Source organism: Streptomyces sp. NBC_01232 (assembly GCF_035989885.1).
GTDB lineage: Bacteria > Actinomycetota > Actinomycetes > Streptomycetales > Streptomycetaceae > Streptomyces.
Genome location: NZ_CP108518.1, coordinates 7,711,261 through 7,723,566, shown reverse-complemented (window position 1 = coordinate 7,723,566; position 12,306 = coordinate 7,711,261). Strand labels below are relative to the sequence as shown.

Sequence of the window (12,306 nt, the reverse complement as noted above, 5' to 3'; positions counted from 1 at the left end):
AAGACCCGGGTCACGGCGCAGAATTGTCGATCAAAGCCACAACCTGGGGAAACGGGGCCACGACGTGCACGTGCTGGATCTTCAAGAGGTCGACGAGACTCAGGTCGCCGTCGTCGGCGGCAAGGGCGCGCACCTGGGCGGGCTGTCACGGATCGAAGGAATCGACGTGCCGCGCGGCTTCTGCGTGACGACGGACGCCTTCCGGCGGATCGTGGCGCAGGCGCCGTCGATCGGCGACCTGCTCGACCGGCTGGCGCGCGTGGGCCCGGACGAGCGGGAGGCGATCCGCACGCTCAGCGCGGAGATTCGTCGGGTGGTCGAAGAGATCGTGATCCCGGACGATCTCGCGGCGGAGATCACCGGCGCGCTCGCCGCGCTCGGCGAGCGGGCCGCCTGCGCCGTCCGGTCCAGCGCGACGGCCGAGGACCTGCCGACGGCCTCCTTCGCCGGCCAGCAGGACACGTACCTGAACGTCGTGGGACCGGCGGCGGCCCTCCGGCACGTCAGCCGGTGCTGGGCCTCGCTGTTCACGGAACGGGCCGTGACCTACCGTCAGCGCAACGGCATCGACCACCGTACGGTGCACATGGCCGTGGTCGTGCAGCAGATGGTCTTCCCGCAGGCGTCCGGCATCCTGTTCACGGCCGACCCCGTCACGGGCAACCGGACGGTCTCCACCGTGGACGCCGGCTTCGGCCTCGGGGAGGCCCTGGTCTCCGGCCTGGTGAACCCGGACGTCTTCGCCGTGCGCGGCGGCGCGGTCGTCGCCAGATCGATCGCCGCCAAACAGCGTGCCCTGCAGGCCCTGCCGGGCGGCGGTACGCAGGAAGTCGCGGTCGACGCGGAGCGCCGGGAGCAGCCGGCGCTGACGGACGCCCAGGCCGTGCGGCTCGTGGAGCTCGGGCGGCGGATCGAGGCACACTTCGGCCGCCCGCAGGACATCGAATGGTGTCTGGTCGACGACGGCTTCCGGATCGTCCAGAGCCGGCCGATCACGACGCTGTTCCCCGTCCCGGAGACCGGCGACCGGGAGAACCACGTCTACGTCTCCGTCGGTCACGGACAGATGATGACCGACCCCATGAAGTCCCTGGGGTTCTCCATGTGGCAGCTGACGGCCATGGTCCCGATGCAGGAGGCCGGCGGGAGGCTGTTCGTCGACGTCACCCGGCGCCTGGCCTCGCCCGCGAGCCGCGCCGGTCTCCTGGACGCCCTGGGGAAGGGCGATCCGCTGATCAGGGATGCCCTGGAGACCGTCCTCGACCGCGACGGCTTCGTCCCCTCGCTCCCGGACACGGGTCCCGGCGGGCCGCCGCCGGGAGGTGCTGCGCCCGCCCCGATCGAGACCGATCCGGCCATCGTCACCGATCTGATCGAGCGCAGCCGGGTGTCCACCGCCGCCCTGGAGCGCGGCATCCGGACGAAGACCGGACCGGCGCTGTTCGCGTTCCTGCTGGAGGCATTCGAGGAGCACAAGCGGATCCTCAGCGATCCGCTGAGCCATCAGGCGATCATGGCGGGCATGGAGGCCACCTGGTGGCTCAACGACAAGCTGCAGGAGTGGCTGGGCGAGAAGAACGCGGCCGACACGCTGACCCTTTCCGCCCCTGACAACATCACGTCGGAGATGGGGCTGGCCCTGCTCGACGTCGCCGATGTGATCCGCCCGCTGCCGGAGGTGGTGGCGTACCTGCAGGACACCCGGGACGAGGACTTCCTGGACGGGCTGGCGAAACTCGCGGGCGGGACCGAGGCGCGCGACGCCATCGAGGCGTATCTCGACCGGTACGGCATGCGCTGCGTCGGCGAGATCGACATCACCAGGCCGCGCTGGCGCGAGCGGCCCGTCACTCTGGTGCCCGTGATCCTCGACAACGTGCGGAACTTCGGGCCGGGCGCCGCCGAGCGGCGCTTCGAGCAAGGGCGGCAGAGGGCGCAGGAGAAGGAACAGGACGTGCTGTCACGCCTGCGGGTCCTGCCGGACGGGGACCTGAAGGCCGACGAGGCCAAGCGGATGATCGACCGGGTCCGAACCTTCATCGGGTACCGGGAGTACCCGAAGTACAACATCATCAGCCGCTACTTCGTCTACAAGCAGGCCCTGCTGGAGGAAGCCGGGCGCCTCGTCGAGGCGGGTCTGGTACCCGAACGGGAGGACGTCTTCCACCTCACCTTCCAGGAACTCCACGACGTCGTGCGCTCGCACCGCAAGGTCGGGCAAGAGCTCCTCCAGGAGCGCAAGGACGCGTTCAGGGCGTACCACGCGCTGACACCGCCGCGGGTGCTCACCTCGGAGGGCGAGGCCCTGACAGGTGCGTACCGGCGCGACGACGTGCCGCCGGGCGCCCTGGTCGGCGTACCGGTCTCGGCCGGGACCGTCGAGGGCAGGGCGCGCGTCGTCCTCGACATGGCGCAGGCCGATCTGGAAGCGGGCGACATCCTGGTCACGGCCTTCACGGATCCCAGCTGGTCCCCGCTGTTCGTCGGCATCGCGGGCCTGGTGACGGAGGTGGGCGGCCTGATGACCCATGGCGCGGTGATCGCCCGGGAGTACGGCCTGCCGGCCGTCGTGGGCGTGGAGCGGGCCACCCGGCTGATCCGGGACGGGCAGCGGATCCGTGTGCACGGAACCGACGGGTACGTCGAGATCCTGCCCTGATCGAAACCGCCCCACGACCGCGCCACGGCCGCCCCGGGAAGTCCTCCGGGGCGGCCGGAGCCGCGCCCCGGTCCCCTCAGGCGTTCTCGGCGGCGAACATCCAGTGGTGCTTTTCGAGCTCGCCGGTCACGGCGATCAGGAGGTCCTGGGTGACCGGGTCGGGCTCGTCCGTGGACCGGATGCGTTCGCGCATGCGGGTGATCACCGTGCTGAGGGCGTCGACGAGGATGCGGACGGCGTCCACGTCCTTGATCCAGCCCTCGGGCACGCCGGTGACAGCGGTGGCGGACGCCACCGTCGCGGCCCTGCCGTCCGGGGTGATCCCGAGGGCGGATGCACGCTCGGCGACCACGTCCGAGTGGGTGCGCGCCGTGGTGACCACCTCGTCCAGCTGGAGGTGCACGGACCGGAACCGGGGTCCCACCACGTTCCAGTGCACCTGCTTGGCGACGAGCGAGAGGTCCACCAGGTCCACCAGAGCGCCCTGCAGCGCTTCACCGACGACCTTCAGATCGGCTTCCGGGAGGGCATTCTTGACGACGGACACAGCGTCTCCATTCGTATCGGGATGGGTGTCGATCAGACTGCGACTACCCGATGCGTGGGGTACAAAACGGGCCTTTGTCCCTGGCTGGTCCGTTCGGTCGAGTCCTGGCGGCGGCATGTCCGTGCGCTGCCCGTGGGACTTCGGCGACGTCCTGACGCCCGCACCCGCCCGGCGGCCGGAGCCGAGGTGTCGGTGGGTGCCGCTAGGCTTCGCGGATGGCACTTCCGGACACTTCCCCCGAGATCTCCGACGCTCTGCAGGTATTGCACCGCGTGTTCGGATACAGCTCCTTCCGCGGTGAGCAGCAGGAGATCATCGAGCAGGTCACCGGTGGCGGCGACGCCCTCGTCCTGATGCCGACCGGCGGCGGCAAGTCGCTCTGCTACCAGATCCCGGCACTGGTCAGGGAGGGCACGGGCGTCGTGGTCTCGCCGCTCATCGCGCTGATGCAGGACCAGGTGAACGCGCTCAACGCCCTCGGGGTGCGGGCCGGATTCCTCAATTCGACGCAGGACACGTACGAGCGGCAGGCCGTCGAGCAGGCCTTCCTCGCCGACGAGCTGGACCTGCTGTACCTGGCCCCCGAGCGGCTGCGCACCGAGAGCGCCCAGCGGCTGCTCGACCGCGGCAAGGTGTCGCTCTTCGCGATCGACGAGGCGCACTGCGTCGCCCAGTGGGGTCACGACTTCCGGCCCGACTACCTCGCGCTGTCCATGCTGCACGAGCGCTGGCCCAAGGTGCCGCGGATCGCACTGACCGCGACGGCCACGGAGGCCACCCACGCCGAGATCGTGGCGAGGCTCGGTCTGGAGGACGCCCGGCACTTCGTCGCCAGCTTCGACCGGCCGAACATCCAGTACCGCATCGTCCCGAAGAACAACCCGGTCAAGCAGCTGCTGGAACTGATCCGGACCGAGCACGCCGGGGACGCCGGTGTCGTCTACTGCCTCTCCCGGGCCTCGGTGGAGAAGACCGCGGCCTCCCTCGTGGAGCAGGGCATCGACGCCGTGGCGTACCACGCCGGGATGGACGCCCGTACGCGGGCGGAGAACCAGGCGCGCTTCCTGCGGGAGGACGGGGTCGTGGTGGTGGCCACGATCGCCTTCGGCATGGGCATCGACAAGCCTGACGTGCGCTTCGTGGCACACCTCGACCTGCCGAAGTCGGTCGAGGGCTACTACCAGGAGACCGGCCGTGCCGGCCGCGACGGCGAGCCGGCCACGGCGTGGCTGGCGTACGGCCTGCAGGACGTGGTCCAGCAGCGCAAGCTCATCGACGGTTCCGAGGGCGACGAGGCGCACCGCCGCTCCCTGGGCATGCACCTGGACGCCATGCTGGCGCTGTGCGAGACGGTCGACTGCCGCCGGGTGCGGCTGCTGGAGTACTTCGGGCAGTCGGGCACGCCCTGCGGGAACTGCGACACGTGTCTGACGCCGGCCGAGTCCTGGGACGGGACGGTCGCCTCGCAGAAGCTGCTGTCCACCGTGTGGCGGCTGGCGAAGGAACGGCGGCAGAAGTTCGGCGCCGGCCAGATCATCGACATCCTCCAGGGCAAGAAGACGGCGAAGGTCATCCAGTTCGACCATGACGCCCTCTCGGTGTTCGGCGTCGGGGCGGACCTGGGCACCGCGGAATGGCGGGGCGTCGTACGCCAGTTGCTGGCGCAGCGGCTGCTGGCGGTGGAGGGCGATTACGGGACGCTGGTGCTCACGGAGGACAGCGGCGAGGTCCTGGGAGGACGCCGCAGCGTCCCGATGCGGAAGGAGAAGGCGCCCGCCGCCGCGTCCCGCAAGGAGTCCGGGTCGCGCTCGGGGAAGGGCGCCCGGGTGCCGGTCGATCTGCCGGCCGCGGCCGAGCCGGTCTTCCTGGCCCTGCGCGCCTGGCGGGCCGAGACGGCGCGGGAGCAGGGCGTACCCGCATACGTCGTCTTCCACGACGCGACGCTGCGGGAGATCGCGACGCTCCTGCCCGCCACGGCGGACGAGCTGGGCACCATCGGGGGAATCGGCGAGGCCAAGCTCGCGAAGTACGCCCAGGGCGTCCTCGACACCCTGGCGGAGTGCGGCGCCACCGTTCCCGGCCCGGCCCCGGCGCCGCCGGCCGAGTCCGTCGCCCCGGCATCCTCCGGTCCGGCGCAGGCCGCTCCGGCCCGCCCCGCTCCGGCCCCCTCGTCCGCGGCACGGCTCGCGGAGCCGGACCCCGATGAACCCCCCTTCGACCTGGACGAGATGGCGCCGCCGCCCTGGGACGACTGGCAGTAGCCCTTTCACCGTCCCGGGAGGAGTTGGAGCCGCGGCGCCCTGCACAAGGGCGCCGCGGCGGCGTTTGCGGCACTCTCTGCGGCACTCCTCGCAGCGCCGCCTGCTCGCGCACCGGGCGTGACGCACCCGTCACCCCCCGCGCCCTCCGGAAACCTGCACATCGTGTTCGCGATCTCGACAGGCGGCCTCCCCCACTCCTCGATATGCGGACTCCACGCAGTCCATTTTGTGATGGTCTGCCACGATTCCTTCCGCGCCGGAAGCGCGCGGCCCCTATCTGTTACTCGATCTCGTGAAGAAGTCGCCACCATTCGGTGAATCAAGCTGCACGTCCATCACCAGAGGTGATCGTCTGCCCGTGATGGGGAGTCAACAGGATTGGGTGGAGACCTCGTTCGCGTGCTTTCATCGTGCCCATCGCAGCAATCGGGCACGGCGGCCGGAATTCGGGCCGCCGGCCCCGCAGTGATGAATTCCTCCCCCCAATGAAAGGTGCGCGCCATGCGTAACGACATCGAGACCCGCGAGATCGACGACACCGAGCTGGACGCCGTCTCCGGCGGCATCATCAGCGTGTCCGGCGGCCTGGCCGGCGCCGTGACCAGCGATGTCAACAACGTCGTGGGTGTCGTGGGCTCTCTCCACACCGTCCAGGCGGCCACGGGCATCGTCTCCCACGTCCCCGGCCTCGTCACGGGCATCACCGGCGTTTCGGTGAACACCGGTCGCGCCGGTCTCTGATCGGGATATCCCGGTGAACCCCGGAGCGTCCCCCACGGCTCCGGGGTTCACCGGCGTCCCCGCGCCCCACCGATACGAATGCAGCTGAAGGAATAGTCCGTGCAGTTTCGCCAAAAGGCTCTTTCCAAGCTGCAATCGCCCGAAGAACTCGATCTGCCCGTTCGCTTCGCCCGCCCGCAGGGGCGGCTCGTCCTTGCCGTCACGGTCGTCGTCATGGCGGCCGCGAGCTTCTGGGCCCTCACGGGCACCGTGTCCTCCAAGCTGAGCGCACCCGGCATCCTCACCCGGGCCGAGGGCAGTTACGTACTGCAGACGCCGGTCGCGGGACAGGTGACCGGAGTCCTCGCCGAGGAGGGCCAGTTGCTGGCCGCCGGTGCGCCCCTGCTCAACGTCCGTACGGACCAGGGGGAACGGCCCGTGCGCGTGGTGACCGGCGGGCGGCTGACGACCCTGGTGGCCAAGGTGGGTTCGGTCGTCGCCACAGGTGCGGACGTGGCCACCGTGGAACGTGTGAAGGATCCGGAGGACCCGCTGGTGGCCGTGCTGTACGTACCGGGCGGAAGCGGCTCGGCGATCCCCGTGGGCGCCGCGGTCGACCTGAACGTCCAGTCCGTCCCGCAGCAGCGGTTCGGCATGCTGCGCGGGCGCGTCACGGCGGTCGGCCGGGCGCCCCTGACACAGGCACAGATCGGCGGCTTCCTCGGCGACGCCGCTCTCGCCGGACAGTTCTCCCGCCACGGCAGCCCGGTGGCCGTGGTCGTACGGCTCGAGCGCTCCTCCTCCACCACGTCCGGCTACCGCTGGTCCTCCGCGGACGGGCCCCCGTACGAGGTCGGGTCGAGGACACCGGTCACCGGAGCCGTCCACCTCGCCGCACAGCGCCCGGTCGACTGGCTGCTGCCGTGACCGCGCCAAAGACCGGGACGCAGGCCGGTGTGCAGACCGGTGCGCAGACGCGGGCGCCGCAGCTCCCGCCCGCCGGACGCCGCCGACACCGCCCCGAGCCGAAGGGCGGCACGCGCCGCAGGTCCGCCCCCACACCCACGTCCGCTCCCAGGGGCCGGACACCCCGCCCCGTACGCACCCCCACCGTGCTGCAGATGGAGGCGGTGGAATGCGGCGCCGCCGCCCTGGCCATGGTCCTCGGCCACCACGGACGCTTCGTCCCCCTCGAGGAACTGCGCATCGCCTGCGGCGTCTCCCGCGACGGCTCCCGCGCCAGCAACCTCCTCAAGGCCGCCCGCGGGTACGGACTGGGGGCCAAGGGCATGCAGATGGACCTGGCCGCGCTCGCCGGGGTGAGCGCCCCGGCGATCCTCTTCTGGGAGTTCAACCACTACGTCGTCTACGAGGGCACGGCCCGGAGGTTCGGTCGCAGGGGCGTGTACGTCAACGACCCCGGCAAGGGCCGCCGGTTCGTCCCGATGGAGGAGTTCGACACCAGCTTCACCGGCGTCGTCCTCACCTTCGAGCCCGGTGAGGGCTTTCGCCGCGGCGGCCGCAGGCCCGGCATCCTGGGCACCATGCCGGACCGCCTCCGGGGCACTTCGGGCACCATGGCCGCCGCCGTGGTCTCCAGCCTCCTCCTGGTCGCGGTCGGTGTGTCGGTACCGGCCCTGAGCCGGACGTACATCGACATGTTCCTCATCGGGGAGCAGACGTCCCTGCTGGGCGTCCTGTTCGCCTCGATGGCCGTCGCCCTCGTACTCACCGCGACCCTCACCGCGCTCCTGCAGGCCAACCTGCTGCGCGGGCGCATCATCTCCTCGACCCTGGGCAGTGCCCGCTTCTTCCGGCACCTGCTCAGACTTCCGGTCACCTTCTACTCCCAGCGCAACCCGGCCGACCTGGTCCAGCGCCTGCAGTCCAACGACACGGTCGCCGAGACCCTCGCCCGGGATCTGTCCGCCGCGGGCGTGGACGCCGTGGTGGTGGTGCTCTACGCGGTGCTGCTGTGGACCTACGATCCACAGCTCACGCTCGTCGGCGTGGCCGTGGCGCTGCTCAATGTGATCGCCCTGCGGGTCGCGATCCGTATGAGGGCCACCGGGACCCAGAAGCTGCGCGCCGAGAGCGCCCGCCTGACCAACACCTCCTACGGCGGTCTCCAGCTCATCGAGACGATGAAGGCCACGGGCGGCGAGAACGGCTTCTTCCGCCGCTGGGCCGGACAGCACGCGGTCACCCTCGACGTACAGCAGCGGCTCGGCGTGCCCAGTGCGTGGCTGGCGATCGTCGCACCCACGCTGGCGGCGTTCAACAGTGCGCTGATCCTGACGATCGGCGGCCTGCGGGCGGTCGAGGGCCATCTCACCGTGGGCCTGCTCGTCGCCTTCCAGGCCCTGGTCACCAGCTTCACCGCGCCGATCTCCCGGCTCGGCGGCGTCGCCGGCCGGATCCAGGACTTCGCGGCCGACGTCGCCCGTCTGCGGGACGTCGAGAACTTTCCGGTCGACCCGGTCTACGCCCGGCGCGAGCCCGCCGCCTCCACCCGACGCCTGAAGGGGCATGTGGAGCTGGACGGCATCACCTTCGGCTACAGCCCTCTGGACGCCCCGCTGTTCAAGGACTTCTCGCTCTCGGTCGGGCCCGGACAGCAGGTCGCGCTCGTCGGCGGCTCCGGCAGCGGCAAGTCCACCGTCTCCCGGCTGATTTCCGGCCTGCACACGCCCTGGGCCGGGGCCATACGCATCGACGGGATGCGGCTGGAGGACATCCCGCGCGGCGCGCTGGCCGCTTCCGTCTCCTTCGTCGACCAGGACGTCTTCCTCTTCGAGGGCACCGTCCGCGACAACGTCACGCTGTGGGACCCCTCCATCCCGGACGAGGCGGTCGTCGCCGCCCTGGAGGACGCCGCCGTGCACGAGGTGGTGGCCCGCCGCCCCGGTGGCATCCACAGCCGTGTCGAGCAGGACGGCCGCAACTTCTCCGGCGGCCAGCGCCAGCGCCTGGAGATCGCGCGGGCGCTGGTGCGCCGCCCCAGCGTCATGGTGCTCGACGAGGTGACCAGCGCCCTGGACGCGGTGACCGAGCAGACCATCATCGACAACCTGCGCCGCCGCGGCTGTGCCTGTGTGGTCATCGCCCACCGGCTGAGCACCGTGCGCGACAGCGACGAGATCGTGGTGCTCGACCGGGGCACGGTCGTGGAACGCGGCCGGCACGAGCATCTCGTCGCCGCACAGGGCCCGTACGCCTCCTTGGTCAAGGAGCACTGAGGTGACGCACGAGCACACGCCGGGCGGGGCCCCGGACCCGGTCGTCGCGGCCCTGGGCGCACTGGGCACCCCCGTCGACCGCGCGGGCGCGGGCAGTCTGTTCCTGGAAGGCCCGCTCGTCCTGTGGCTGGTCGTCCAGGGCGAGCTGGACCTGTTCGCGGTGGACGCCGCGCAGGCCGGGCACTGGCACTTCCTGGGCCGCCTGGAGCCGGGCACGCTGCTGCTCGGTCCGGCCGAGGGCCCCGGTCACACCCTGGTCGGCCGGCCCGTGCAGGGCTGCCGGCTGCGCCGCATCGAACTGCGGGAGCTGTACCGCCCCGAGTACCCGGCGTACGGGAGCCCGATCCCCGGCGGACCGTGGTACGCCGACGAAGGGCACTACGCCCCTGCAGGACCCAGCCCCCTCGAGGACGCCTTCGCGCGCGGCATCGGCCGCGGTCTGCGCGTGCTCTACCAGGCACCGCTGGACGGCATCGCCACCACCGGGCACGGCGGAGCCGACGACGACATCCTGTGGATGCAGATCGCCCCCGGCAGCGTGCAGTACGGCGCCGCCTACGAGGCGGAGGCGGTCGGCACCCTCCTCGTCGACGCGGCGATGTGGCAGGGCATGGTCGACCAGCAGCACCGGCTGCTGTACGCCCTGGACGGCTGGATCGAACAGCTCGAGCGCGCGCACGAGGACCGCACGGCCGCCGGGATCGAGGCGGGCCGGGCGGCGCGTACCCGGGCGGACCGGACCCTGCTGGCGTCCATCGCCGGCTCCGGCCGGGACCCCCACCGGGGCGGGAGCGACGACGCGACCTTCGCCGCGTGCCGCGTCGTCGCCCGAGCGGCCGGCATCACCCTGTCCCCGCCCGGCGAGGCCGGCGCCACCCCCGAGCAGCTGGATCCCGTCGAACGCATCGCCCTCGCCTCGCGGATCCGCACCCGCGCGGTCGGGCTCGACGGACGCTGGTGGCGGGAGAACAGCGGTCCGCTGGTGGGGCGGCGCGAGAAGGACGGCACGCCGGTCGCCCTGCTGTGGCGGCGCGGCGGCTACGAAGCGGTCGAACCCGCCACCGGCAGGCGCGAGCGCGTCAAGAAGGCCAACGAGGCAGCCTTCGAACCGCGCGCCGTCATGCTGTACCGCCCCCTGCCCGACGGGCGGGTGGGCCTGCCCGCCCTGATCCGCTTCAGCGTGCGCGGCACCTTCCCCGAGCTGCGCAGCCTGATGCTCGGCGGGCTGGTCTCGGTGGTGCTGGCCGCCCTGGTGCCGATCGGCACCGGCCAGGTCCTCGGCCGGTACGTGCCGCAGGCCGAGAACGGCCTCATCGTGCAGACCGGGCTGGCACTGATCGCGGCCGGCGTCGTCTCGGCCGTCTTCATGCTGCTGCAGAACGTCTCCCTCCTGCGCATGGAGGGCCGCATCGAGGCCACCTTGCAGCCGGCCGTGTGGGACCGGCTGCTGCGGCTGCCGGCGAAGTTCTTCGCGGGCCGCTCCACCGGCGAACTGGCCGGTGCGGCGATGGGCATCAGCGCGATACGCCGCGTGCTGTCCGGCATCGGCCCGGTCTGCGTACAGGCGTGCGCGGTCGGCCTGGTGAACCTCGTACTGCTCCTCGTACACAGCGTGCCGCTGGCGATGGCGGCGCTGGCCATGCTGGTCGTCATCGGGGGGATCTTCCTGGGTCTGGGGCTGTGGCAGCTCCGCCACGAGCGCCGGCTGAACACCCTCGGCCTCCGCCTGGCCAATCAGGCCTTCCAGACCCTGCGCGGCCTGCCCAAGCTCCGCGTCGCCGCGGCCGAGAGCTTCGCGTACGCCGCCTGGGCCGGGGAGTTCGCCCGTACCCGCGACCTGCAGCAGCGCATCGGCCGGATCCAGAACCTCATCACCGTCCTCGGGGCCGTCTGCCTGCCGCTGTGCACGCTGGTCATGTTCGTGCTGCTGGCCGGCCCGGCGCGCGGCACCATGTCCGCCAGTGAGTTCCTCACCTTCAGCACCGCGCTGACGATGCTGCTCTCGTCGGTCACACAGCTGACCGGGGCGCTCATCTCGGCCGCCGCGGTGCTGCCGATGTTCGAGCAGATCGCACCGGTCCTGCGGGAGACCCCCGAGGTGGGCGGCTCCAGTACCCGGCCGGGGGAACTGACCGGTGCCCTGGAGGCCAAGAACCTGTCCTACCGCTACGGCGACGACGGCCCGCTCGTGCTCGACGACATCAGTCTCCGGGTCGTACAGGGCGAGTTCGTCGCGATCGTCGGGGCCAGCGGCTGCGGCAAGTCGACCCTGCTGCGGCTGCTCATCGGCTTCGACAGGCCCGTCGCGGGCAGCGTGCTCTACGACGGCCAGGACCTGGCCGCGCTCGACCAGGCGGCCGTGCGCCGCCAGTGCGGCGTCGTCCTGCAGAACGCCCAGCCCCTCACCGGATCGATCCTCGACTGCATTCGCGGCGCCGGGACGTTCTCGCTCGAGGAGGCGTGGGAGGCCGCGGCGATGGCGGGCCTGGCGGAGGACATCAAGGCCATGCCGATGGGCATGCACACCATCCTGTCCGACGGCGGGGGCACCGTATCGGGCGGCCAGCGCCAACGGCTGATGATCGCCCAGGCCCTCATCCGCAAGCCGCGCATCCTGTTCTTCGACGAGGCCACCAGCGCGCTGGACAACCAGGCCCAGCGCGTGGTGATCGAGTCCACCCGCGTCCTGCGGACCACCCGCCTCGTGATCGCCCACCGGCTCTCCACGGTGATGGACGCCGACCGCGTGATCGTCATGGCGGACGGGCGGATCGTCCAGCAGGGCCCGCCGGCCGGCCTGCTCGCGGACACGACCGGTCTCTTCCACGGCCTGGTCCGCCGCCAACTGCGCTGACGGACCGCCCCCTCACCGGGTGCAGC

General features: G+C 71.5%; 7 protein-coding genes. 6 read left to right on the top strand and 1 reads right to left on the bottom strand.

The features are described from left to right. Window positions 1–64: 64 nt before the first annotated feature. Entirely contained in the window at window positions 65–2,659 is a 2,595-nt protein-coding gene (gene rph, locus OG444_RS35515; protein WP_327265966.1) for a rifamycin-inactivating phosphotransferase, read from the top strand. A gap of 76 nt (window positions 2,660–2,735) precedes the next feature. Here the strand turns inward: rph and OG444_RS35510 are convergent, their stop codons facing one another. Then, window positions 2,736–3,206, bottom strand: a complete 471-nt coding sequence (locus tag OG444_RS35510; protein WP_327265965.1) for a Dps family protein — start codon at window positions 3,204–3,206, stop codon at window positions 2,736–2,738. A 215-nt stretch (window positions 3,207–3,421) separates the two neighbouring features. Between OG444_RS35510 and recQ the strand changes: the two genes are divergently transcribed. The 5 genes from recQ (at window position 3,422) to OG444_RS35485 (ending at window position 12,280) form a co-directional block, all read left to right on the top strand. Next, window positions 3,422–5,467 (top strand): DNA helicase RecQ, encoded by a 2,046-nt coding sequence (gene recQ / locus OG444_RS35505; protein ID WP_327265964.1) that lies wholly within the window; start codon window positions 3,422–3,424, stop codon window positions 5,465–5,467. Window positions 5,468–5,968: 501 nt separating this feature from the next. Then, a complete protein-coding gene (locus OG444_RS35500) occupies window positions 5,969–6,208 on the top strand; it encodes a hypothetical protein (RefSeq protein WP_327265963.1) in 240 nt (79 codons plus the stop codon). Window positions 6,209–6,307: 99 nt separating this feature from the next. Beyond that, a complete protein-coding gene (locus OG444_RS35495) occupies window positions 6,308–7,114 on the top strand; it encodes an HlyD family efflux transporter periplasmic adaptor subunit (protein ID WP_327265962.1) in 807 nt (268 codons plus the stop codon). Window positions 7,115–7,308: 194 nt separating this feature from the next. Then, window positions 7,309–9,426, top strand: coding sequence for an NHLP family bacteriocin export ABC transporter peptidase/permease/ATPase subunit (locus tag OG444_RS35490; protein WP_442810796.1), 2,118 nt, complete (start codon window positions 7,309–7,311; stop codon window positions 9,424–9,426). A 1-nt stretch (window position 9,427) separates the two neighbouring features. Continuing rightward, entirely contained in the window at window positions 9,428–12,280 is a 2,853-nt protein-coding gene (locus OG444_RS35485) for an NHLP bacteriocin export ABC transporter permease/ATPase subunit (protein ID WP_327265961.1), read from the top strand. The last annotated feature ends 26 nt before the right edge of the window (window positions 12,281–12,306 follow it).